The sequence below is a fragment of the Pontibacter mangrovi genome (assembly GCF_006385705.1).
Classification (GTDB): domain Bacteria; phylum Bacteroidota; class Bacteroidia; order Cytophagales; family Hymenobacteraceae; genus Pontibacter; species Pontibacter mangrovi.
In genome coordinates this window covers 362,526-386,501 of the sequence record NZ_VFRQ01000004.1, presented here as the reverse complement: position 1 = coordinate 386,501, position 23,976 = coordinate 362,526, and the positions used below count along the sequence as shown (strand labels likewise).

General features: G+C 52.7%; 23 protein-coding genes and 1 riboswitch. Of the genes, 13 read left to right on the top strand and 10 right to left on the bottom strand.

What is annotated here, in order from left to right; genetic code table 11:
• Window positions 1–264: 264 nt before the first annotated feature.
• Window positions 265–675 (bottom strand): hypothetical protein, encoded by a 411-nt coding sequence (locus FJM65_RS09985; protein WP_239022909.1) that lies wholly within the window; start codon window positions 673–675, stop codon window positions 265–267.
• A gap of 537 nt (window positions 676–1,212) precedes the next feature.
• Here FJM65_RS09985 and FJM65_RS09980 point away from each other — a divergent pair.
• Both FJM65_RS09980 and FJM65_RS09975 read left to right on the top strand, forming a co-directional pair.
• A complete protein-coding gene (locus FJM65_RS09980; protein ID WP_140621355.1) occupies window positions 1,213–2,154 on the top strand; it encodes an SWFGD domain-containing protein in 942 nt (313 codons plus the stop codon).
• 207 nt (window positions 2,155–2,361) lie between these two features.
• The gene (locus FJM65_RS09975) at window positions 2,362–2,970 is read left to right on the top strand and encodes a porin family protein (RefSeq protein ID WP_140621354.1); all 609 of its coding nucleotides are present in this window, start codon (window positions 2,362–2,364) and stop codon (window positions 2,968–2,970) included.
• 86 nt (window positions 2,971–3,056) lie between these two features.
• Here FJM65_RS09975 and FJM65_RS09970 read toward each other — a convergent pair whose 3' ends face one another.
• The 4 genes from FJM65_RS09970 to FJM65_RS09955 form a co-directional block, all read right to left on the bottom strand.
• Window positions 3,057–3,689 (bottom strand): carbonic anhydrase, encoded by a 633-nt coding sequence (locus tag FJM65_RS09970; protein WP_140621353.1) that lies wholly within the window; start codon window positions 3,687–3,689, stop codon window positions 3,057–3,059.
• A 32-nt stretch (window positions 3,690–3,721) separates the two neighbouring features.
• The gene (locus FJM65_RS09965) at window positions 3,722–5,293 is read right to left on the bottom strand and encodes a SulP family inorganic anion transporter (protein ID WP_140621352.1); all 1,572 of its coding nucleotides are present in this window, start codon (window positions 5,291–5,293) and stop codon (window positions 3,722–3,724) included.
• Window positions 5,294–5,449: 156 nt separating this feature from the next.
• On the bottom strand, window positions 5,450–6,832 hold the full coding sequence (locus FJM65_RS09960) for a HAMP domain-containing sensor histidine kinase (RefSeq protein WP_140621351.1): 1,383 nt from the start codon (window positions 6,830–6,832) through the stop codon (window positions 5,450–5,452).
• A gap of 8 nt (window positions 6,833–6,840) precedes the next feature.
• Window positions 6,841–7,512, bottom strand: coding sequence for a response regulator transcription factor (locus tag FJM65_RS09955; RefSeq protein ID WP_140621350.1), 672 nt, complete (start codon window positions 7,510–7,512; stop codon window positions 6,841–6,843).
• A 119-nt stretch (window positions 7,513–7,631) separates the two neighbouring features.
• On the opposite strand from FJM65_RS09955, the gene FJM65_RS09950 reads away from it, so the two are divergent.
• Window positions 7,632–8,543, top strand: coding sequence for a cation diffusion facilitator family transporter (locus FJM65_RS09950; protein WP_140621349.1), 912 nt, complete (start codon window positions 7,632–7,634; stop codon window positions 8,541–8,543).
• Between the two features lie 9 nt (window positions 8,544–8,552).
• On the opposite strand, the gene FJM65_RS09945 is transcribed toward FJM65_RS09950, so the two are convergent.
• The 4 genes from FJM65_RS09945 to hpf all read right to left on the bottom strand — a co-directional run bounded on the left by FJM65_RS09945 (window position 8,553) and on the right by hpf (window position 11,092).
• Entirely contained in the window at window positions 8,553–8,912 is a 360-nt protein-coding gene (locus FJM65_RS09945; protein ID WP_140621348.1) for a DUF1801 domain-containing protein, read from the bottom strand.
• 144 nt (window positions 8,913–9,056) lie between these two features.
• The gene (locus FJM65_RS09940) at window positions 9,057–9,689 is read right to left on the bottom strand and encodes a DsbA family protein (RefSeq protein ID WP_140621347.1); all 633 of its coding nucleotides are present in this window, start codon (window positions 9,687–9,689) and stop codon (window positions 9,057–9,059) included.
• Window positions 9,690–9,844: 155 nt separating this feature from the next.
• On the bottom strand, window positions 9,845–10,627 hold the full coding sequence (locus FJM65_RS09935; RefSeq protein ID WP_140621346.1) for an SDR family NAD(P)-dependent oxidoreductase: 783 nt from the start codon (window positions 10,625–10,627) through the stop codon (window positions 9,845–9,847).
• Window positions 10,628–10,786: 159 nt separating this feature from the next.
• On the bottom strand, window positions 10,787–11,092 hold the full coding sequence (hpf, locus tag FJM65_RS09930; RefSeq protein WP_140621345.1) for a ribosome hibernation-promoting factor, HPF/YfiA family: 306 nt from the start codon (window positions 11,090–11,092) through the stop codon (window positions 10,787–10,789).
• Between the two features lie 290 nt (window positions 11,093–11,382).
• Between hpf and FJM65_RS09925 the strand changes: the two genes are divergently transcribed.
• The 6 genes from FJM65_RS09925 (at window position 11,383) to FJM65_RS09900 (ending at window position 15,846) form a co-directional block, all read left to right on the top strand.
• On the top strand, window positions 11,383–12,006 hold the full coding sequence (locus FJM65_RS09925; RefSeq protein ID WP_140621344.1) for a hypothetical protein: 624 nt from the start codon (window positions 11,383–11,385) through the stop codon (window positions 12,004–12,006).
• Window positions 12,007–12,073: 67 nt separating this feature from the next.
• Window positions 12,074–12,322: a winged helix-turn-helix domain-containing protein gene (locus tag FJM65_RS09920; protein ID WP_394348136.1), complete on the top strand. Its 249-nt coding sequence runs from the start codon at window positions 12,074–12,076 to the stop codon at window positions 12,320–12,322.
• A 106-nt stretch (window positions 12,323–12,428) separates the two neighbouring features.
• Window positions 12,429–12,731, top strand: coding sequence for a potassium transporter KefB (locus FJM65_RS09915; protein ID WP_239022908.1), 303 nt, complete (start codon window positions 12,429–12,431; stop codon window positions 12,729–12,731).
• A 21-nt stretch (window positions 12,732–12,752) separates the two neighbouring features.
• Entirely contained in the window at window positions 12,753–13,997 is a 1,245-nt protein-coding gene (locus FJM65_RS09910) for a DUF4153 domain-containing protein (protein WP_140621341.1), read from the top strand.
• 37 nt (window positions 13,998–14,034) lie between these two features.
• On the top strand, window positions 14,035–14,325 hold the full coding sequence (locus FJM65_RS09905) for a hypothetical protein (RefSeq protein ID WP_140621340.1): 291 nt from the start codon (window positions 14,035–14,037) through the stop codon (window positions 14,323–14,325).
• A gap of 72 nt (window positions 14,326–14,397) precedes the next feature.
• On the top strand, window positions 14,398–15,846 hold the full coding sequence (locus FJM65_RS09900; protein WP_140621339.1) for a DUF4153 domain-containing protein: 1,449 nt from the start codon (window positions 14,398–14,400) through the stop codon (window positions 15,844–15,846).
• Window positions 15,847–15,945: 99 nt separating this feature from the next.
• Here FJM65_RS09900 and FJM65_RS09895 read toward each other — a convergent pair whose 3' ends face one another.
• The gene (locus FJM65_RS09895; protein WP_239022907.1) at window positions 15,946–19,332 is read right to left on the bottom strand and encodes a ThuA domain-containing protein; all 3,387 of its coding nucleotides are present in this window, start codon (window positions 19,330–19,332) and stop codon (window positions 15,946–15,948) included.
• A 274-nt stretch (window positions 19,333–19,606) separates the two neighbouring features.
• Between FJM65_RS09895 and FJM65_RS09890 the strand changes: the two genes are divergently transcribed.
• The 4 genes from FJM65_RS09890 (at window position 19,607) to FJM65_RS09875 (ending at window position 23,826) form a co-directional block, all read left to right on the top strand.
• Entirely contained in the window at window positions 19,607–20,326 is a 720-nt protein-coding gene (locus tag FJM65_RS09890; protein ID WP_140621337.1) for a hypothetical protein, read from the top strand.
• Between the two features lie 107 nt (window positions 20,327–20,433).
• A riboswitch (SAM riboswitch) is annotated at window positions 20,434–20,540 on the top strand.
• A gap of 306 nt (window positions 20,541–20,846) precedes the next feature.
• The gene (locus FJM65_RS09885; RefSeq protein WP_219855968.1) at window positions 20,847–21,572 is read left to right on the top strand and encodes a phosphoadenylyl-sulfate reductase; all 726 of its coding nucleotides are present in this window, start codon (window positions 20,847–20,849) and stop codon (window positions 21,570–21,572) included.
• Between the two features lie 89 nt (window positions 21,573–21,661).
• Entirely contained in the window at window positions 21,662–22,570 is a 909-nt protein-coding gene (gene cysD, locus FJM65_RS09880) for a sulfate adenylyltransferase subunit CysD (protein WP_140621335.1), read from the top strand.
• Complete coding sequence (locus FJM65_RS09875; RefSeq protein WP_140621334.1) at window positions 22,570–23,826, top strand: sulfate adenylyltransferase subunit 1; 1,257 nt, start codon at window positions 22,570–22,572, stop codon at window positions 23,824–23,826. Before cysD ends, FJM65_RS09875 begins: the two co-directional genes overlap by 1 nt.
• Window positions 23,827–23,976 lie beyond the last annotated feature (150 nt).

Here is a 23,976-nt window from a genome sequence, read left to right as displayed (position 1 = left end):
CACCTCTTGTGAGTAAAGCACGCTTGCTCAGAACCCTGCAGCATACTGGCTTGATACCCATAGCGATTGAATAATGCGTATGGACCAGTTCCATAGTTTACCAACAGCCCAAAGCCCACCCCTGGCCCCTGCCGAGAGGGGAATCTGCCCGCAGATTAATAAAAGGTACCGCGCATGAACTAACTGATAGCGGTATGATATGAAAAAAGTCAGCTATGAAACCACAGCTGACTTTTAATGAGGTAAAGTATGTTTCGGAACAGGTTATTCTTGAGTAGTGACGTTTACGGTTACTTCCTGCACGCTCAGGTTGGTACGCTTGTCGGTAGCCGCCACTTTTAGCTTATACACGCCAGGGGCAATGCCGCTCACGTTCAGGGTCGTGTCAAACTCCACAATCCGCTCTTCAGGGCTTGTCCTGAAACTAACCACAGGCTTTTCTGCCGTTTCGCCCCTTAGTGTAAAGTCGATGTAGTCCACATCATCCTTATCTACCGCAGTAATGTTAACGCGCAGGCCGCCCGAGGCCGTGATCTTCTGGTTTTTACCGGGGTTGTTGACAGTCAGGCTTGGCACAGAACCGTCAGGCTGCAGGCTTCCCCCTTCAAAGATATCCTCACAGGCCGTCAGCATAAGGACAGCCGCCATAGAGGCCAGCATGGTTTTTAAGTTCATTTTAATATTTGGCTAAAAATTGTCTTAAGCTCTAGAAAAATACTGCAACTTATTGCACTTTATAATAACAGGTTGCCGTCTTCTTTTATTGCTGTATGGCGCAAATTTATAAAACCACACGCAATACACCAAGCATTTCAGCCACAAACAACACAAATATTTTCAATAATCCTCAACCCGAAAGCCGCTTATAAAGCCTCAACAAAGCACTGCACATCAACTACTTATTCAACAAAAGCCAAATTAAACCAATAGTACACAATCAGTAAAACACAATAAAAAGCACAACTGCAGCTTGCATCCCTATGCCATACTTGTACAAAGTATATTGTACCGCACCTAAACTTTAAAAGCGGGCAAATTGCACTTCGTCCTAAATAAAGGCGTAGTAGAGGGAGTTGGGGCTTAGCAGAAAGCGAAAGAAATGGACAAACGGAACATAACAGACCTAAGCCCCGTAAAAAAACAACGTTGGCAACCACAATATCAGGTATTGCCAATATTCTTTTGAGATAACCTTTAAAACAATTAGAACCTATGAGAAGCTATGAAAACGCGGGCTATAACCCGTACAACGACAATGACAGGTCTCAGACAAGAGGCTCTTCCAGAAACTATTATTCTAACGATTACGATTTAGGCAATCGCAGCCGCCGTACTGGCTACGATTCCTCCTCAACAGGCTACGGCAGCAACAGATCCGACCTTGGCTCAGGCACTGACGCCTATTCAGGATCAGGATATGGTAATACTTCCACCTATGGCCGCTCAGCCGGCTCTAATTACGGCTACGGCTCGTCTGGCTATGGCTCAAGCTCAAGCTCCAACTACAGCGACCGCGACAGAAACCAGCGCGACACCTGGGACCGCTCGAAGGACGAGGTAAAATCCTGGTTCGGGGATGATGATGCCGAGCGCCGCAGAAGAAGAGACGAGATGCGCGACAGCGACCGTTACGGCAGAAGCTATGGGTCATCCAATTACGGCAGTGGCTCTAGTAACTACGGCAGTGGCTCTAGTAACTACGGCAGTGGCTCTAGTAACTACGGTAGTGGCTCTAGCTACGGAAGCGGATATGGCAGCGGCTCCAACTATGGCAGCAGCTACGGTTCCGGTACCTACGGCACTGGCTATACCACCAGCAACTACAACACGCCTAGCTATGGCTCTTCCTACGGATCTTCAGACAGAGACAGCTCCAACTACAGAACATCCGGCTACAGCGACCGTAACCGCTACTCATCTGGCTATGACCGGGAGCACGACAGAGACAGAGACCATGAGCGCGGCTTTTTTGACCGTGCCGGCGACGAGGTAAAGTCTTGGTTTGGAGACGAAGAAGCTGAGCGCCGTAGAAGAATGGACGAAATGAGAGACCGTGACAGTGACCGGTATGGGAGCAGCTCCAGCTACCGAAACACCTATAGCGGACCTCCCTACTCTTACGGATCGTCTTCACGCAGAGATTATGAATGGTAGGCACGCCAACTGGTAACCTTTTTAGGTAACACCATAGGCAACGAGCCTATCCTATAAGATTAATATGACAAAAGCCCTGCTACCGGTGTAGTAGGGCTTTTTGCATTTGGCAATAGCTATATCCGCACCTTTTTATACTTTTGCGGGCAGGCAGCATAGTTTTAAGCTGCCACGCGCTGTATTATTGCATCAATCTTATACCTATACATGAAAAAATTTATACTTGGCCTTGGGCTTGCCTTACTGGCAGGCACGGCAAGCGCCCAGACCATGGGCGTAAAAGCAGGCCTTAACTATGCCACCCTTACCGGCAACGATGCCGAAAACTATGACTATCGCCCGGGCTACACGGTAGGTCTTACGGCACGGCACGGTTTTAACAGCCTTATCGGCGTGCAGACGGAGCTTCTGTTTACTTCGAAGGGCGCTAAAAGGGAATTTAGCGCCAGCGGCGTGGAAACTACCGAGAAACTGCGCCTTAACTACCTGGATGTGCCGGTTTTGCTGCACCTGCAGATAAGCGGCTTATACTTCGAGATGGGCCCCCAGGCCTCCTTCCTACTCAAAGGCAAGCAAATAGCGGAAGTTAGCCGGTCCAACACAACCAACATCACTAAAACGGTTATTACCGATAACCCATACCCTATTGATTTTGGCTATGCAGCTGGCCTGGGTTTTCGGGCACCGAGCGGGTTTGGGCTAGGAGTGCGCTACAACGGCGGGCTGAAAGACATTGATGACGAGGGTGCTTTTGAGGGCAAAGAGCGGCGAAACGCATCTTTCCAACTTACGCTGAGCTACGTTCCGGGCTTTTAAGGCAATAAAATAGCCTCCTGCAGGGCAGGAGGCTATTTTTAATTGAACAGAAATAGGAAAACAGTATTGCTCTAACTTGTAATACACTATTGCTCTACAGCTGCCAGCCTGTATATGCTGTCGTACCGCTGTATGGTATCCATGTCTACCTCCAGGTCGTGCAGCAGGCCTTCGCTGATGTCGTACACCAAGCCGTGGAGCCTTGGCGGGTTATCCGTTTGCAGCGCATTCTGAATGATAGAGGTCTTGTACAGGTTGCGCACCTGCTCTACCACATTCAGCTCTACAAGGCGGCGCAGGCGCTCGTGCTCCCCGTCTATGCTCGTAATTTCCTCATCGTGCAGGCGGATAACGTCTTTAATGTTTCGCAGCCAGTTGTCGATCAGGCCAAACTGCTTGTTGCTGGCAGCCGCTGCCACACCACCGCAGCCATAGTGCCCGCACACGATAACATCCCGTACTTTTAGCACCTCTACCGCATACTGCAGCACCGACAGCATGTTAATATCGCTGTGTACCACCATATTGGCTATGTTCCGGTGCACAAACATCTCTCCCGGGCCATGACCGGTGATCTCGCCGGCCGGCACGCGGCTGTCGGCGCACCCGATAAACAGGTAGCGCGGCTCCTGCCCGTTGGCCATCTTCTTAAAGTACTCCGGGTCTTCAGCCAGTTTATTGGCTACCCACTTGCGGTTATTTTCAAAAATCTTCTCCATGGTTAATCTTGGTTTTATACTTATTGATTGCCCTAGTGCATGTCCATCACGGCCACATCGCCAATGTTGATGAGTTCTACATGGATGTTGCGCTCGTGGGCCGTTTTCTTAAACTCCTGAATAGCCTCCAGCACGTCGTAATCGATGTACTCGGAGCTTTCGCCGTCAATCACCACGTGGCTGTCGTTGGGCAGGTGGTCTAGCGTCAGCACAATGCTGGCTTTGTTCAGGAAAGAAACATGCTCGCTTAGCTTTATCCGGATCAGCTCGCGGTCGCGGTGCTCTTCTTTGTGGAAGAAGTAGGGCGACTTATAGTTTGCCTTTAGGATATAGAAGATGCCCACGGCGAGGCCCACACAGATACCGATCAGCAGGTCTGTGAACAGGATGGCCAGAATGGTAACGATAAAGGGTATGAACTGCTCGCCTCCAAGTTTCAGCTGCGCTTTATAGAGGGCAGGCTTTGTTAGCTTAAAGCCCACCACCAACAGCACGGCGGCCAGAGCCGATAGCGGAATCTGGTTCATGAGGCTGGCCAGCAGAAATACCGACAGCGCCAGAAATGAGCCGTGCACAAAGCTGGACACCCTGGTTTGGGCACCGGCCGCCACGTTGGTAGAGCCACGCACGATCACGGCTGTCATCGGCAAGCCGCCCAACAGGCCGGCCACCATATTGCCCACGCCCTGTGCCTTCAGTTCGCGGTTGGTGTTGCTGCGGCGCTTGTGCGGGTCCAGTTTGTCGATGGCTTCTATACTTAGCAGTGTCTCCAGGCTGGCCACAATGGCAATGGTAACGGCCACGATGTATAGCGAGGGGTTGGTAAGGGCGTTCAGGTCCAGGAACTGCAGTTCGGTACCCAGGTCGCTGAAGCCGCTGATGATCGGAATGTTTACCAGGTGCGTGGATGCCACCGCCAGTTCCGGCATAAAGTTGACGAACAGCAGGTTCAGGCCGATCGATAGCAACACCGCCACCAGCGCCCCCGGTACCATACTTAAAACCTTGTTGCTTTTAATCTTAGGGTTATCCCACAGCAGCACAATAGCCAGCGAGATCACGCCAATAATCAGGGCGCCTACCTCTATGCTCGAAAAAGCATGCCCGAGCTCAGAAAACGTGTTGCGGCCATTGGACTGAAAGAAGTTCATGGCGCCGAAGAAGTCATCATCTGCCCCCAAAAAATGCGGAATTTGCTTCAGGATCAGGATAAGACCAATGGCGGCCAGCATGCCTTTGATAACCGAAGAGGGGAAGTATAAACCGATGACACCGGCCTTGAGGAAACCCAGCACCAACTGCAGAAAGCCCGCGATGACTACTGCCAGCAAAAACGCCTCAAACGACCCTAGCGTCTCGATTCCGTTCAGTACGATCACCGTGAGTCCGGCCGCAGGACCGCTTACGGCCAGCTCTGAGCCGCTCAGCCACGACACCACAATACCGGCCACAATGCCGGTTACCAGGCCTGAAAGCAGCGGCGCTCCCGAAGCCAATGATATACCCAGGCACAGTGGCAGGGCCACGAAAAACACCACCAATCCGGCTGGAATGTCTTTTCCCAAATGGGCTAAATAATTTACTTTAGTTCCTCTTTCTGTCATAAGTCGCGTAAATAATTCAAAAAAAGTTGCCGCACCTGCATGAGCCAAAGCCCATACAAGCGCAGCAGACCCTGTACACCTAACTGACACAAACCTACTGTGGCCAGATTAAGGTGGAATTAAAACGACATTAAAAAGAGATTAAAATGCGCCGCGCTACCCGATTATAGTATAAGCCTGCGGCAGTTTGATGGTCACTTCGGTGCCTTTGTTGATCTGGGAGCGCACTTCTATACTGCCTTTGTGCAGCTTCAGTATACGCTCTGTTAGCGGCAGCCCGATGCCATGCCCCGTGATGTTGCGCACGTTCTCTGCCCGGAAAAACGGCACGAACACGTGCTTCAGGTCTTCCTCCGAAATGCCGAGGCCGCGGTCCTGCACGCGCAGCACCACATCGTGCCGCTGCACTTCTATCTGCCCCACCGCCACGCGCCCGTTCGGGGAAAATTTCAGGGCATTCTCCAGCACGTTTACCACGGCTATCAATAGCAGGGCCTCGTTTCCGCGCACGGTCAGGCGGTTCTCATCATCCGGAAAGTTGGCAAAATCGATGTCGATGCGGGCCTGCGGGTGCCGCTTCAGGGCCTGGTCGCGGGCCATCCAAACCAGCTCGTCGAAACGCACCAGGTTCAGCCTGATTTTGGAAGGATCTATACTTGCCTGGGCAATTTGCAGCAGCCCGTTCGACAGCTCTGTGAGCAGGCGAGCATCTTCCAGCGTGCTTTGCAGCACCCGTTTATACTCCTCCGGCTCGCGCTGCTTCATCAGAGCTACCTCCAGTTCGCCGATCATGGCCGTCAGGGGCGTGCGCAGCTCATGGGAGGCATTCGATACAAAGGTGCTCTGCATCTCAAACGCCAGCTCCAGGCGGTCGAGCATCTTGTTAAAGACCTGCGCCAGGTAAGACAGTTCGTCCTTTCCCTCTGCGTTGCTGAGCCGCAGGTGCAGGTCGTTGGCGCTGATCTTCTCTACCTCGCTCACCACTTTGGTGATGGGCCGCAGCGCCTGCTTGGCAAAGGCCCAACCAGCCAGCACCACCACCACCACCGACCCCAGAAAGCCAACCACAAGTATGATTTTCAGGTTTTGCAGCTTCCGGAGGCTATAGGCATCTATACTGGAGGCCAGCACTACGTAATCGCCCTGGTTATCCTGGTAACGGATGCCCACCACCTGCCGCTCGGCATTGTCGTACTCCACTGCGCCCTGTTGCCGCACCTGCTCCAGCACTTGCTTGGTTGCCCCCAGGTTGCCCTCGCCATGAGAAAAAATAAGGTCGCCGTTGCTGTTGAATATCCGCACCGCTTCGTAGGGCAGCTCATGATAAAAGTCGATCATGTTCTGGCGCTGCAAGTCCTCGCCCACCTCATCGGCCTCAAACACATAGCGCGCCGCTACCTCTGCCCGGCGCAGGATGCGCTTGTAGAAGTCGTCCTGGCGGTAAAGCGACGTAAAATAGTATACCACCAGCGAGAACAGGATGAGTATGAAGGCAAAAATGCCCGCGAACTGCAGCGTAAGTTTGGTCCGGATCTTCATGCTAGCGGCTATTCTTTCAGTACGTACCCCATCCCCACCAACGTATGGATCAGTTTCACGCTATGTTCTTTATCTATCTTTTTCCTGAGGAAGTTGATGTACACGTCAATCACGTTGCTGCCTGTGTCGAAGGAGGTTTCCCATACCTGCTCCGTAATATCCACCCTGGACACGACCCTGCCCTGGTGGCGCAGGAGGTACTGGAGCAGCGAGAATTCCCGTGCCGTCAGGTTGATGGGCTTGCCGGCGCGCGTCACGGTTTTGCGGTTCACGTCCATCTCCAGGTCGGCCACTTTCAGCTTTTCGCCTGAGCTGGTCTCGGTGCCCCGCCGGGTAAGCGCCCGGATGCGTGCCAGCAGCTCCTTAAACTCGAACGGCTTGGCCAGGTAATCGTCTGCGCCGGCATCCAGCCCAATGATCTTGTCGTCTGTGGTGCCCAGCGCTGTTAGCATCAGAATGGCCACCCCCGTGTTGTGGCTGCGTATTTCACGGCATACTTCCAGCCCGTTCATGTTCGGAAGTATAATGTCCAGAATGATCAGGTCATACTCATGCCGCAGCGCCAGCTTGATGCCCATGCTGCCGTCATAGGCCTGGTCAACCTCGTAGCTCTGCTCTTCCAACCCCCTTTTAATAAAGGAGGCCACCTTTTGTTCGTCCTCTATTAGTAGTATCTTCATGTGTTTGTATGGGGGTGGAAATCTGGAATACCTTCTTATACAAATGTACAACCAATACGCAAAAGCGCAACTACGCGGCCCAAAGGCATCTTAATTGGCCCAAAGCCGTTTTCAGAACTATGGCACACGCACATCACCACCACGGAGGCCCTGGGCATCACCATCACCATGGGGCCGGAAGCAACATTAAAGTTGCCTTCTTCCTTAACCTTACGTTCACGCTGTTGGAGATCTTTGGCGGCCTGTGGATCAACAGTATCGCTATCCTATCCGATGCCCTGCACGACCTGGGCGACTCGCTCTCGCTGGGCCTGGCCTGGTACTTCGAGAATGTAGCCAAGCGGGGCCGCAACCAGAAGTATACCTTTGGCTATAAACGTTTTTCGCTGCTGGGCGCAGTTATCAACTCGGTGGTGCTGCTGGTCGGCTCCTTCTTTATACTTTCGGAGGCCATCCCGCGCATTTTTAACCCCGAGGAGGTAAACGCGCCGGGCATGGTGGGCTTTGCCGTGCTGGGAATTATCGTGAACGGGGCGGCCGTGCTGCGCCTAAAGAAAGGCGACTCGCTAAATGAGCGCGTTGTTCGGCTGCACCTGATGGAGGATGTATTGGGCTGGGTAGCGGTATTGGTTGGCGGCATCATCCTCTACTTTTTTGATGTGCCGTGGATAGACCCGCTGCTCTCTGTGCTGATCACGGTGTACGTGCTCTACAATGTGGTGCGTAACCTGCGCGATACCATGCACATCCTGTTACAGGCTGCCCCCGATAACATCCGCCCGGAGGAAGTGATTGGCCGGCTGCAGCAGATATCCGAAGTCAGCTCTGTGCACGACCTGCATGTATGGACGCTGGACGGCACCTACAACGTGCTGACCATGCACGCCGTAACGGACACATCGTTACCAGCACGCCAGGAAGAGGAGCTTAAAAAGAAAATACGCGCCGCCATGGCAGACATGAATGTACAGCATGTAACCATTGAGCTGGAGAAACCGGGAGAGGAATGCACCCACGAAGAAAGCCTGTAGGCTTTCTATTTAGTTCTGGTTCAGGAGCACGGCATCGCGCACCAGGTCAGCAAAATATGCTTCGTCAATATCGGCCAGGGTGCGGATTTTGATGTGCGGGTATTGCCCGTTGCGGCTCACCAGGCGGCGGTGCGGGTCGGAGAGCTCCTTGCCCCGGAAAAAACCAAAGTGCAGGCCGCTGCGCGAAGAGGAAAAATAGCAAACCGGGCCGTAAAAGAAATAACAGGCACAGTCCCAACGCACGCATTCCTCTAAATGGGCCACCGAGGAGTTTATGATGCGGCGTATTTCCTGGGCCAGCAGCTGCTTTTCAGGCGACAGTTTATCTACGTACTCATCAACTTGGTTTGTAGTTGTTTTGCTTCTCATAGAGTCAGGTTCTTTTCTGGATTGGAATCAAGAACAATTAAATATAATGAGATTTTAATATACGCAGAAGCAGCCCATAGGTTGTCATAGATGCTATTAATCCGCTATATAGAGAATTTTATATTAAAATTTTACCAAGTCAGACTAATAAAGCTGCAGCATGCGCTGCTCCAGCTCCTGCAGGCTAACGTAACCCGCGGAAAGACGCTGCGGCCCCTCAGGCGTCAGCAGATACATACTTGGGAAGGTAGTAGCGCCCAGGCGGTGCACGTAAGCAAACTCATCCTCCAGCTGCTGCACAATCTCCTCCGACTCAAACAAAGTCAGGAACAGGTTTTCGGGAATGCCGAACAGCCCCACCAGGCGCACCAACTCTTTGGTGTCTTTCAGGTCGATGTTATCTACAAAAAAAGCGGAGTGCATGGCGCGCAGCACCTCCAGGGTAAGTACCGGGCGCAGCAACCGCACGCAAAGCATGGCGCGGCAGGCAGGTTCGGTGTTAAAAACATAGCTGCGCTGTATAAAAAAGCGGTACTCAAAAGGCAGGCACGTCCGCTCCTGCACCCGGTGCCAGCTTAGGGCCAGCTGTTCCTTTTGCCGGTGCTCCAAAGGCGCTGTTTCATGGGCCTGCAAGTCACCGAAAAGCACCTGCACGTCCAGCTGCCCCTGCCACAAGGCCTTCAGGCGGCGCACCACCGGCGTGAACCCGTAGCACCACGCGCACATGGGGTTGGTTACGTATAGTAGGGAAAGGTTTTCAGGCAGGTCTGTTATCATGGTTGCAGGCTATCCTATACTTCTACGAGCGGAAGGGTGTTGGTTGTTAATTATTGATTGCTGATTGTTAGTTGTTGGTTGTTAATTGCTGATTGTTGATTGTTAGTTGTTGGTTGATGTGTAACTTAACTTTCTACCTTTCTACTTTTTTACCTTCAAGCGTAGATCATTTTTACGGTCATGCCGCCGTCGATGGTAAGGCTTTGGCCGGTAATGAACCCAGCTTTATCGGAACAGAGGAACAAGGCGGCCTCGGCTATGTCCTGCGGCTCGCCCACCCGCCCCACTGGGTGCTGCTCTTTATCCTGCTGGCGGTGGTGCGGCACTTGTTTCTCGCTTTCCTTTTTCCAGTCCCGCACCTCAATCCAGCCGGGCGCGATGGCGTTCACCCGTACCCGTTCTTCTGACAGGCTAACAGCCAACGAGTGCGTTAAGGCCTCCAGGCCGCCTTTCGAGGCGGAGTAGGCAAACGTATCAGGCTCCGACATAAACGCGCGCGTGCTGGAAATATTCAGGATAGCCGGTTGCTGCGCCTTTTTGAGGAGCGGCAAAGCATACTTGGCGCATAGCATGGGCCCGCGCAGGTTCACAGCCATCACCTTGTCGAAGGCGGCCATGTCCAGCTGCTGCAGCGCCCCCTGAAAAGGGTCGGCGATGCCGGCGTTGTTGAGGAGCGCATCCAGCTGCCCGTGCTTCTCCCCTACCTGCCGCATCAGGTCCTTCACCTCCGGCTCCGAGCTTACATCGCAGCGTATAAAGTCGGCCGCTAGTTTTTGCTCCTGCAGCCATTGCAGCGCCTCCTGCCCGGCTTCGGCATCGGCATCCGTCACGATAACCCGTGCCCCAGCCCTGGCAAACGCCTGCGCCATACCCAAGCCTATCCCCTGCGCACCGCCTGTAATCAGTATGTTTTTGTTTTGATAGTAGGAGTTGCTCATAATCTGATTTGCTAAAAATATCCGAACGCTTTGGCCGCAAGTATAGATTAACCTGCCCCAGCTAAAATAACCGGTTCTGGGAAAGCTGAGAAATAAAAAAGTAACCTGGCTATACTTTGTGATCAGTACAGCCAGGTTACCAATTTTTTGCTTCGTGCTTTATCGTTTCTCCAGTTGTCGCTTCAGCTTTTCCTCCACGTTTTTGAGGAGCTCGTACCAGTTGTCGCCCGAGTCCTGCGCAAACACATCGTTGCCGGGAATGCCCACGCGCATGTGCACGCTTTTCTGGTTGGTGGACTGGCTGGCCTCCTCCTTAAAGTATACATCCACAGAATCTATTTTCTTGGCGTGGCGCTTAATTTTGGTGATGGCGTCGCGCACGCTCTGTTGGATCGCGTCAGAGATTTCAATGTCTACGGCCTGTACGTCCAGTTTTATGCCTTCAAAATGCTCAGTGTAATTCATAGTTTGTCTTGTTTTTCAAGTATGGTTCAGGCAGGATGTATACTTCATACTTCCCGCCTGAGGGTATTGCCACTTAAACGTAAGGCAATGGCTTTGGTTAGCGGCGCTCTGGCCCTGGCAGCGCTTTCAGAGCCACCCTGTTTAGTTTTCGGCTTCTGAGGCTGTTCTTTATCCGCAGCACCTCCTACCGGCCAATTCCATGCTCTTCATCATCCTTCATAAATATTTTTATACTTCTTTCTTGGAATTGCGTAAACACCTATTAACTTTGAAACTCAAAGTACTTTAACATGAATCAGCAGCAAGACCAGTTAGAAGCCCTGCACGAGATCCGCAACATCATGGATCGCTCCTCCCGCTTTATTTCGCTCAGCGGTCTGTCCGGTGTGTTTGCGGGCCTTTCGGCACTTGCCGGCGCGGCTGTGGTAAAGTGGCACCTTAGCCAGCACAATATTGTGTACCGCAACGATTATACCGTCAGCTTAAACTGGGGCACGATCCTGTTTATGCTTGGTGTGGCTGCGGCGGTGATGGTAGTTGCGCTTGTCCTGGCGGTATACTTTACGGCCCGGAAGGCGCGCCTCAACAACCACCGCGTCTGGGACAGCAAATCGCAGCGGCTGTTGCTGAACCTGGCCATCCCTTTGGCGGTGGGCGGCGTTTTCTGCGCATTGCTTCTCTACCACGGCATTGTGTACCTGGTTGCCCCTGCCATGCTTATCTTCTATGGTTTGGCCTTGGTAAACGGCAGCAAGTATACGCTGGGCGATATCAGGTACCTGGGCATGAGCGAAATTGTGCTTGGTTTGCTATCCAGCTTCTTTATAGGGTATGGTTTGCTGTCGTGGACGATCGGGTTTGGCGTGCTGCACATTGTTTACGGCACGTTGATGTACTTAAAATACGAACGCTAGCAGCCCTGTGAGAGCATACCTTGAAAATATAAACAAGGCCTTCGAGAGCAGGGCGCGGTTGGGCATTATGTCGGTGCTGATGGTGGAGGACAAAACGGACTTTAACAACCTGAAAGAAACCCTGCAACTGACGGACGGCAACCTGGCCAGCCACCTGCGTGCGCTGGAGGAAGCGGGTTATTTGCAGGTAGAGAAACAGTTTGTCGGCCGCAAGCCCAATACAACCTACCAGGCAACGGACGCCGGACGCGAAGCTTTTAAAGCGCATTTGGATGCACTGGAGCGGCTAATTTTAGATAACCGGCAAAACGAGTAATTTTTTTTATACTTATACTTTGCAACTCAAAGTACTTTAATAACCATGTAGAAATCTTGTAAACTTCACTGCCATGTCACAGCCAAATCATTCTCAAAACAAATCAATGCGATCCTCATCAGTGGTAAAACCCATTTTAGTAGGTGCAGGCATTGCCTTGCTCGCTATCTCCTTTTTTGTATTCGGAGTGGATAACCCTCATCCGGAATGGGGAAAATACTGGATGATCAGGCCTTTGATTATTACCCCGCTGGCCGGTGCACTGGGTGGCGCCTTTTACGCTTTCATGGAGTACCAGGCGTCGCGCGGTTTTAACAGAACTATTGCCATACTCCTGAGCATCGTGGTATACTTTGTTGGGCTGTGGCTAGGTACAGTGCTGGGCTTGGCCGGCACCATGTGGAATTAAGAAGGCTTAAAGTATAAACCTATGAGAAACGAGATCCTCTCCCACCTCAACAGCCCGAGGCAACTGGAAAAGCTGTACCGAGCCAATAAGGCAGGCTTCAGGCAGGAGTTCAATGGTATTTATCCACAGCTTAGCGGCAATTTGCTGGCTGATATCTGGAACGAGCGCCTCAACTATGAACCCGAGGAGATCTCCTGGGGCTCCAGAAATGAGTTTTTGTTCGTGGTGCTGGCAACGCTGGTGGCGGGTATACTGGCCAAGTTGCCGGCCATCTTCCCCATCAGCGAAGATTTCTATTATCCCCGCAATGTGAGCTTTTTGGTGTTCCCGTTTCTAACAGCCTTCTTCGCCTGGAAAAACAAACCAGCCGACAGCACCATTTCTTTCATCAGCTTTGCGACAGTTGTTTGCGCACTGTACATCAACTTCCTGCCAAACAACCCGCAGAGCGATACCCTGCTGCTCGCTTGTATCCACCTGCCGCTGCTGCTGTGGGTTATACTTGGGCTGTCCTTTGCGGGCGATGAACTGAGCGATTACAGAAAGCGCCTTAGCTACCTGCGCTTCAACGGCGACCTGGCGGTGATGTGCGCGCTGCTGGTAATTGCCGGGGTGCTGATGACGGCCATCACCATCGGACTGTTTGCCCTGATCGGTTTCAGGATTGAGAACTTCTACTTTGAGTATGTGGTGGTATTCGGGCTGCCCGCGGTGCCTATTGTGGCCACTTACCTCACCCAAACTAATCCGCAGCTGGTTAACAAAGTATCGCCTGTTATTGCAAAGCTGTTCAGCCCGCTGGTTCTGGTCATGCTGGTGGTGTACCTGGGCGCCATTGTTTACTCGGGCAAAGACCCTTACAACGACCGCGAGTTTCTGATGCTGTTCAACGTGCTGCTGATCGGGGTGATGGCCCTTATCTTCTTCTCCGTCGCGGAAGGCGCTGCCTTCAGAAGGTCAGCCTCGGGCGTGTGGGTGCTTCTGCTGCTGGCTATTGTCACGGTAGTGGTAAATGGCGTTGCGCTGTCAGCCATCTCATTCCGGATCTCGGCCTGGGGCATCACCCCTAACCGGGTGGCGGTACTTGGGGCTAATGTGCTGATGCTCGTTCACTTGCTGCTCGTGGCGGTGATGCTTTTTAGAACCGTTACCCGGAAGGCGGCTATTTCGGAAGTCGGGAAAGCCATTGCGCTTTACATCCCGGTCTACTTTGTCTGGGCAGCTGTGGTGGTGTTCCTCTTTCCACTGATTTTCAACTTTAAATAATCACTATCATAAACTTTATAAATAAGGAGATACCATTATGATTACGCAAAACAAAAGACTTACCGGCATTTTACTGGCAGTAGCCACTCTTTTGCTCATCCCATTCATCGGAACGCTGGTTTCGACCGAAGTGAACTGGGGTATATTCGATTTTATTGTCGCAGGTATCCTGCTGCTTGGCACCGGCCTGATGGTTGAGTTTGTGCTAAGAAAAGTACGGAAACCAGAGTACCGGATTGCTTTTATTGCAGCCATTCTGCTCATACTTTTCCTCGTTTGGGCGGAGCTGGCAGTCGGCCTCTTCGGGACACCTTTTGCTGGTAGTTAATCAGGGTTCGAGATATTTTTTTAAACGCTTACTTTGAAAGACAAAGTACTTTAAACACTTCTATTCATACTTATGAAATCATTTCTAAAAAAGAACGACTTGTATCTCCTAGCCGCTGTGGTTGCTTATAGTTACCTGTTTTACCGGCAAAGCCCGGGAGTAAACTTTCTGTTGTTCACCACGGTGGTAACCTGGCTCCTGTACCGGCAAACTAATAAGCATACCCGAAAACAAAGTAGTTGGTATGCCACTGCCGGAGCCAGTATGCTTACGGGCTTCAGCATATTAATGAGTGGCTCTGAATTGGCAGTGTTCATGAACGTGGTATCGCTGGTGCTGTTGGCCGGCTTTAGCGTATCGCCCAAGTCTTCTGTATTCGTGGCGGCTGCAAACGCTGTTTACTCCCTGGTCTACTCCCTGATGGACAGTTGTGTACAGGCAGCCAATAACAAAGAGCAAACAGGGGGCGTGGCTATACTTGCCGGAGTGCAGCGGCAACATCTGCAAATGGTAGGCATACCGATAGCTGTTTCAGTCGTTTTTCTGATGATCTATGCCAGTGCCAGCAGCGCCTTTCGCTACGTACTCAGCCAGATTCAGGTGGATTTTGTTTCGTGGGGCTGGATTGGGTTTACGGTGCTGGGATTTGTACTGCTGTTCGGACTTTTCCATCAAAAGACGATTGCGTTCATCACAGAAAAAGACCTTGCTACCGGCAACACGCTCATCCGGTTGAGAAAACGAAAGCTTAAGCCGTTTAAGCTGCCGGCCCTAAAGTATGAATACCGCACCAGCGTCTTGTTGCTGGTAATGCTGAACCTGCTGCTCCTGTTCTTTATACTTTCAGATGCTTACTACCTGACTATTGGCACCTTACCTCCCTCTGTTGTTTGGTCTGACTATCTGCACCAGGGGGTTTACGGACTTATCCTTTCGATAATGCTTGCCATAGGAGTGCTGGTATGTGTATTTCGTGGTAACTTAAACTTCATGACGCACAACTACAGGCTAAAGCAGTTGGCATATACCTGGTTAGCGCTCAATGCGATACTTGTGCTGCTTACACTCACGAAGAACAGCATTTATGTTTTCAACTACGGACTAACCTACAAACGCATCGGCGTTTATACTTACCTTACGTTAACCACCATCGGCCTTTTTTTCAGCTTCTTGAAAGTTGCACACCTGAAAAATAACTGGTTCCTTTTCCGCAAAAATGCCTGGGCGCTCTACACGGTCCTGCTCCTGCTTGCCATGTTTAACTGGGATAGGGCCATCACCCATTTTAACATCCACATCGCCAGTAACACAGACTATCACTACCTCACCCGCTTGTCAGACGTGAATCTGCCTGAGCTGATACAAGCCTCCAGAATTGAAAATGATGCTTTCAGTGAGATACAAGAGCAAAGCCTAATCTCCCGGCAGAATTGGTTCTTGGATGAGGTATCAGCCAGAGATTGGCAGTCCTGGAATTACAGCGATTGGCGGGTGCAGGAGGAGTTGAAGAAACTTGAGTAAGGGCCGTAAGTAAAAAAGGGCGCTACCGAAGCAGCGCCTTTAACCCAAAGAGGCTGCCTTATTCGGGGCAGCCTCTTCTATCCAATATTTGCAGAAACGTTACTTCCTACTCAACGCTTTGCCTGCACCCGATGCTGGCAAGAACTTCACCGTTTTCAGCACATGGTTTTGGCCGGAGGCACCGTTGGCAATGTTTACCACCAGGTATACATCGTGCAGTTTATTGCCGGGCACCTGCTGTAGCTGAACGGAGCCGGAGCCGGGTTTGCGCTCGCCACTCAGCACCAGCTCGCCCTCCCCTATTTTCCTGCCCTCAGGGCTATCCAGGCGCACCTCTACATGAAAGGTTGTTTTCTCGCCGTTGGCAAATCCCATCAGTTCTATGCTGCCGATGCTTGTCAGGTCTAGCTGCTCTGCCTTTACCCAGCCTTCTGCCGCCGGAAAGATCAGGAAGGAGGCACCGCCGAACTCTACTGCATTGAAGCCTTTCATTGCCTTAAAATCGGCAGCATCCAGGGTGTTGTGGCGCAAGTATATCACGCCTGTGCCGGCAAGTGGCTTAATGTTCTGCCCACCCTGGTCTGTGTAGGTGGCCGTAAGTTTCAGCACCGTATTGCTTTGCTGCTTCTCGCCTACCTTAGGCATTACCTCGCCGCTGGCAGGCAACGATTTACGCGCATTCCCGCTGTTGTTTAACGAGAGCACCCACTTCACAATCTGCTTGACATCAGCTTCCGACATATTCGGGTGAGCCGGCATGGCCGTTTCGCCCCACACGCCGCTGCCGCCTTTTCTGATCTTGGCAGACAATCGGTTAAGGGCCTCCCGGTCGTTCTGGTAGCGCGCTGCCACCTGCTTATAGGTTGGCCCAATGGATTTCTTGTCAATGGCGTGGCAGGCTTTGCAGTCGGAGCTTAGCATCAGGTTCTTGCCCAGCATTTCCTCCGACACAATCTGGTGCCCTCTGGAGGCGCCTGCCATATCGGTTCCTTCCACATAGTCTGCCGATACAAACAAGTTATTCATGTCCACTTCTCCGTCGGGGTCCTGCACCTTCACGTCATACTTCACCGGCTGGCCCTCGAACCAGAAACTGCGGTTGCCCTGCAAGGCTATATTTACCTGCGGCTGCTCGTTGCCCGCATACAGCGTAAGGGTGCTGCTATTTGCCGAGGCCTTTTTATCGTCGAGCACGGTTACGCTGATGGTTTTGTCGCCGTTATCGGCAAAAGTATGTTTCAGCACAGGCTCGTCTGTCGCGATTGTGGCACCATCCACTTGCCATTGGTAGCGCAATTTATCGTTTTCCGGGTCTGTTGCCTCTACTTTGGCCGTAACAGTCAGCGGTGTTTTGCCGCTCATTTTATCCACTGTCAGGTCTGTTACTTTGGGAGGGCGGTTACCGGCCAGGTAGTCGATGCGGGCAAGGCCGGAGTCATCGTTTTTGGCGAACCAGCCGGAGCCATACTCCAGTACGTACAGCCTGCCATCAGGCCCCACCTCCATGTCTATCGCGCCGGTAAGCTTGATGTCCGGCATAAAGGGCTCCATTTTGTCGAAGTCACCCTCTTTCGTCATGGTCACCACTTTTATCCAGTTGCGCATCCAGTCGTAGATAAACAGCTTGCCGTCGTAGTAAGAGGCATAGCGGGTTTCCTTCGGGAACATATCGGTATAGTATACCGGACCGGCCATGGCGTTGCGCCCTCCGGAGCCCACCTGCGGAAAATCCGGAGACTCTGCGTAAGGATACCAGATAAAGGCCGGCTGCGCCTGTGGCAGCTCCTTCAGGCCCGTGTTGTTGCGGGAGTCATTCACGGGTTTTGCCGGATCAAAGGCAGCCCCGCTCTCGCCTTTGGCATAGCCGTAGCGATGGTAGGCATAGTTATCGGCAATAAGCAATGGCCAGCCGTAATTACCCGACTTGCGCGCCTGGTTCACCTCGTCATACCCCCTTGGGCCACGCACTTCCAGGCTGTCGCCGGCCGCATCCGGCCCCACTTCGCCCCAATACAGCACGCCTTTTTTCTGGTCCACGGAGATGCGGTACGGGTTGCGGTGTCCCATCGTATAGATTTCAGGGCGCGTCTTCGGGTCTTGGTCCTCAAACAGGTTGCCCTCCGGAATCGTGTAGGTGCCGTCATCGTTTACTTGTATGCGGATAATCTTGCCTCTCAGGTCGTTGGTATTGGCAGAGGTGCGGCGTGCGTCATACTGCTCGTGCCCCGGGCGGTCGTCCAGCGGCGCGTAGCCATTGTTTACATAGGGCTGCCCTTTCTCGTTAAACGGTGTTGAGTTATCGCCTGTAGACAAGTATAGCGTCTTGTTTGGTCCGAAAGCTATGGAGCCTCCCGTGTGGCAGCAGATATTACGCTGCGAATAAAACTGCAGGATAACCTGCTCGGAGGCATTATCCAGCTTTCCGTTGCGGAACACAAACCGGGAGAGGCGGTTTACGGAAGTATCGGCCGGGCTGTAGAAAAGGTAAACAAAGTTATTCTTGTCGAAATCAGGGTCTGCCGCCAGGCCCATCAGTCCTTCTTCGGCGTTCACATCCGGCACGGTGGTTTTATGGTATACATCCAACTCCCCCACCTGCGTTACCTTGCCCGTATCATGGTTATAGAGCATCAGTTCGCCGCGGCGCTGCGCCACCAGTATATCCAGGTTTGGCAGGATGGTCATCTCGGTTGGCTCAAAAAATGCCCCGCTGTTCAGCTGCACTTTCACGAAGCGGTCGGCCTCCGGCACCCGCTGCGCCGTTGCCTTCTCGTAATCCAGCTCCTTGTTCTCGCCGATGGCATACTTGATGCCGCCCAGCACATGCTTCAGAAAGTTTGGCTCCTCGTAAGACTCCATCGTATGCCCCAGGGCCGTATAAAAGGCCCGGCCACCGTCGTAGTCGTGGTACCAGGACATGGGGTGGTTGTCGCCGTTGGTGCCTCCTTTGTAGCTGTTTTCATCAATGGTAAGGAGCACTTTGGTGTCCGGGTTTAGCTTCTTAAAGCTGTACCACTCGTCTTTGCGCTTCCACTCGGCTGGCAGGTGTTTGGTAGCTTCGTTTTCTTTGTCTTGTACATGCAGCACGGCCTCCTGCGGCTCCGGGTGGCCGTTAAAGTAACCGCCCACCAGCCTGCCGTACCAGCCCCAGTCATACTCGGTGTCTGTGGCGGCATGTATGCCCACAAACCCACCGCCCGCCTGGATGTAGCGCTCAAAGTCGGCCTCCTGGTAATTGTTGAGCACATCGCCGGTTGTGTTCAGAAACACCACGGCAGAGTACTGCTTCAGGGAGTCCTCCTGGAACATGGCGGCGTTGGTGGTGGTGTCCACCTGAAAGCCGTTCTCCTTCCCCAGCTTCATCAGGGCAGCGTTGCCTGCTGCAATCGAGTTGTGGTGAAAGCCGCTGGTCTTACTGAACACCAGCACTTTGGGTTCTCCCGGCCGTTTATCGTTACAGGAAAACAAGGTGAGAAGGCTTACCATAAGCAGGTAACATGCCTTCGGGAAGGGTGATTTGAACATCGTTAGGTGTGTGAGGTTAGTTTAAGTATTTCATGGTTTCTGCAATGGCCCCTAAAACAACAGAAAAGCAACAACAGGAAGAGCCGAACACGAAACGCTACCTGAAAAAAATATAATTTATACGTAAAAAGCAAGCAACATTGGCTTTAGTTTATAGATATCTGTGTTTGCACAACCTTTGCGCTTAACTTTTTCGTTTAATAGCACAAGTACAAACCTCTAGAGTTGATGGCTTATGAACACCCTACCTGTCAACTGGCTTACCGAAGGGCTCTTAGACTTTGAGTATAAGAAGTACCTGCTGCTGGCTTACCTGCAGGCCGCTAAAGGTGAGTTTAGCCGGCACCGCCTCTACCCTGTCTTTTCTGATTTGATTATGCACTACCGAAACCTGCAGCAGGTAAAGGAGCACAAGCGCCTGGTGTACGAGCAGTTTCCGCAGCGCATCAGCCGCGCCGACTTTGAGAAACTGGAGCTGGTGTATGAGAAGATCGTGCAGGACGACGAGACGATGGAGCAGATAGAGGAGATCATCCAGTATGCCACGCCGCTGTTTGGGCAGGCGCTGGAAGAGGGAAAGGAACTCTACGACTTTGTGGAGCGCCACCTCGAGATCAGCCCCGTCGGCATCACGCCCATGTACCACAACGAGGGATACCTGTTTCTGGAGTACTCCCCTGTGAAGGAAACGCAGGTATACCTGTACAACATCACCGTTTTTGAGAATACCTACGAGAAGTACAGGGGCATCCATACCCAACTGCTGCAAACCGTGCGCCGCGGGCTGGCGCTAACGCATGAGCACCTGAAAGCGCAACTCATAAAAGAGCGCAAGGAAATGCCTAACCCGGCCACTTTTGCCGCCGTAGCCAGCCTGCCCGTACCGCTGGAGCACTCGCTTTTGCCCATCGCCAAGCGCTCGCTGGTGAAGTATGTTTCCCAGTTGGCGGCCTAAGGCGCGGGAAGGGCGGCTACAGAATAAAACTTACTCAAAATTTACACATTCCGGAAAAAGCATTAATTTTGGGCATCTTAACCGAGGCGGTAACGCCTTAAATTAAAGATTTATAGAGAAGAGGCGAGAGAGTAGGCTCCCTGACCCTCTGGCAACCTCCTGAAAAGTAAGGTGCCAAATCCTAACCCGGCCAGTTGTCCGGGACATATAAATATACGATGCCATGCACACCTACACACACATACCAGCACCATGTACAGCCGGCCGTAGCACCGCCACAGCCCAGACTGCCTTTGCCAACATTGCCCCCAGCACCAAAGGGTTCTGTTGTTGTTGCTGTTGCATGTGCTAATAACCAGCACTTTCTCATTTGCTTCTGGCCTTTGGTTAGGCGTGGCTGTACTTTAGCAGAGCAGCCAGGGAGTTAATCTGCCACTATACCTGCAAGAGGTGGAGCGGCGGCAGTGTTTTTTCCCGGGATTATAGCTGGATTTCCGGATTATTACAATTTCAACCTTTTATGAATATGGATTTATCTCAGGAACTACTTTCCAGGCTGGATTCGCTGCGCAAAGAGTTGGCTGGCTTGTCGGCTGCCGAGGGTTTGCGCCGCCTGTCGCAGGCCTTTGAGGGCAGCATTGCCTTCTCGTCCAGTCTCGGCATAGAAGACCAGCTCCTTACGCACCACATTTTTGAGCAGGACCTGCCGATACGCGTGTTCACACTGGACACCGGCCGCCTTTTTAACGAGAGTTATACTTTGCTGCACAAGACCAACAACCACTACGGCAAAAAGATAGAAGTATACTTCCCGAAGCACGAGGCGGTGGAGCAGCTGGTGAACGAAAAAGGACCGATGAGCTTTTACAACTCCATCGACGACCGCAAACAGTGCTGCTACATCCGGAAGGTGGAGCCGCTGAACCGTGCCCTGCAGGGGGTGCAGGTGTGGGTAACCGGCATCCGCGCCGAACAGTCGGGGGCACGCCAGGAGCTGCAACTGCTGGAGTGGGACGAGGCGCACCAGCTCATCAAGTATAACCCGCTGCTGGATTATACTTTGGAGCAGGTGAAAGCCGAGGTGAAAACGCTGCACATTCCGTATAACCCACTGCACGACAAGGGTTTTGTAAGCATCGGCTGCGCCCCCTGCACCCGCGCCATTGCCGAAGGCGAGGACTTCCGGGCCGGCCGCTGGTGGTGGGAAGACAACTCCAAGAAAGAGTGCGGCCTGCATGCTAGATAAGTTAGAAAGTTAAAAAAGTTAGAGAGTTAGAAAGTGAAGGTTTGGTAAGTCACATTCACTCATTCACTCAACTGCTCATTCAAAATTATATGACAAAGAGATACCTGGATTACCTGGACCAACTGGAGGCGGAGGCGATCCATATTATGCGCGAGGTGGCGGGGCAATTCGAGAAGCCGGCCCTGCTTTTTTCCGGCGGAAAAGATTCGATTACGCTGGTACGATTGGCTGAGAAGGCGTTCAGACCGGGCAAGTTTCCGTTCCCGCTTGTGCACATCGATACGGGCCATAACTTTCCAGAGGCCATCCGCTACCGCGATGAACTGGCCGAGCGCCTGGGCGAGAAGCTGATTGTGCGCAACGTAGAGGAAACCATCAAGCGCAAGAACCTATCGGAGCCGAAGGGCCGCTACGCCAGCCGCAACGCGCTGCAGACCCATACTTTGCTGGAGACCATCGAAGAGTTTGGCTTTGACGCCTGCATCGGCGGGGCCCGCCGCGACGAAGAGAAAGCCCGCGCCAAGGAGCGTATCTTCTCGGTGCGTGATGAGTTTGGGCAGTGGGACCCGAAGCGGCAGCGCCCGGAGCTGTGGAACATCTACAACGGCCGCATCAGCAAAGGCGAAAACGTGCGCGTGTTCCCGATCTCCAACTGGACGGAGCTGGACGTGTGGAACTACATCAAGCGGGAGGAAATCGCGCTGCCCAACATCTACTATACCCACGAGCGTGAGTGCCTGGTGCGTGACGGCAAACTGATGGCCTGGTCGGACTTTATTTACCAGGAGCCGGACGATGTGGTGGTGCGAAAGCAGGTGCGTTTCCGCACCGTAGGCGACATGACCTGCACCGCCGCCGTGGAAAGTATAGCCCATGACATTGACGGTGTGATTGCCGAGATTCTGGAGTCAAAAATTAGTGAGCGCGGCGCTACCCGCATCGACGACAAGTTGTCGGAGACAGCGATGGAAGACCGTAAGAAAGGAGGATATTTTTAATGGACATACTACGATTTATTACCGCCGGCAACGTCGACGACGGCAAAAGCACCCTCATCGGCAGGCTGCTCTACGACACGAAGCAGATCTTTGCCGACCAGCTGGAAGCCATCGAAAGCTCCGGTCGCGTGAACGAGGACGGGCAGGTGGACCTGTCGCTGCTGACGGATGGCCTGAAGGCGGAGCGTGAGCAGGGTATCACGATTGATGTGGCTTACAAGTATTTCTCCACGGAGAAGCGCAAGTTCATCATCGCCGATGCGCCAGGCCACATCCAGTATACCCGCAACATGGTAACGGGTGCGTCCAACTCTAACCTGTCTATTATCCTTGTTGATGCCCGCAAGGGTGTGCAGGAGCAGACGCGCCGCCATTCCATCATCTCCTCGCTGCTGGGCATCCCGCACCTGGTGATCTGTATCAACAAAATGGACCTCGTGGGCTATGATGAGCAGGTGTACAACCAGATTGTGGAAGACTACAAGCAGTTCGCCCAAAAGCTAAACGCGAAGGATATCACCTTTATACCTGTCAGCGCGCTGAAAGGCGATAATATTGTGGAGGGCTCTGAACTGACCATGCCGTGGTACCAGGGACCGAGCCTGCTGGAGCACCTGGAGCAGGTGCCCGTGTCGCAGGACTTCAACCTGGAGAATTCCCGCTTCCCGGTGCAGTATGTCATCCGTCCGCTCACCGCCGAGCACCACGACTACCGTGGCTATGCCGGCAAAGTGATCAGCGGCACCTACAAAGCCGGTGACAAGGTAACCGTGCAGCCATCCGGCCAAACAACGACGGTGAAATCTGTGGAGTTGGGTGGTAAAGTGCTGGAGGAGGCGTTTGCGTCGATGTCGGTAGTACTGCAACTGCAGGATGAAGTGGATATCAGCCGCGGCGACGTGATCGTAAAAGCAGCCGACGGACTGGAGGTGGCGCAAGAGTTTGAGGCCGAGGTATGCTGGATGCACAACAAGGCCCTGAAGCCGGGAGCCAAGCTGCTGCTCCGCCACAACTCCACCGAGACCCGCTGCGTGGTGCGCCACATCAACTATAAGATCGACATCAACACGCTCGACCATCTGGAGGACGTGGACCAGGTGCAGTTGAACGACATCTGCCGCGTGCAGATCAAAACGGCCGCTCCGCTCCTGCTCGACAAGTATGCCGACAACCGCTCCAACGGTGGCTTTATATTGGTAGACGAGACTTCGTTTGCCACAGTGGGCGCCGGTATGGTGGCTGAGATTGAATATTAATGAGATGACCTCACAGCGTCTTTCAGACCTGTGAGCGTCTTACGAGCTATAGCAAAAGCCGCTGCAAGTATAAACTGCAGCGGCTTTTACTTTATTAACGCAGCACAAGCGGACGCTTGCGCTATGAGTTTGACATAATTATACTTGTGC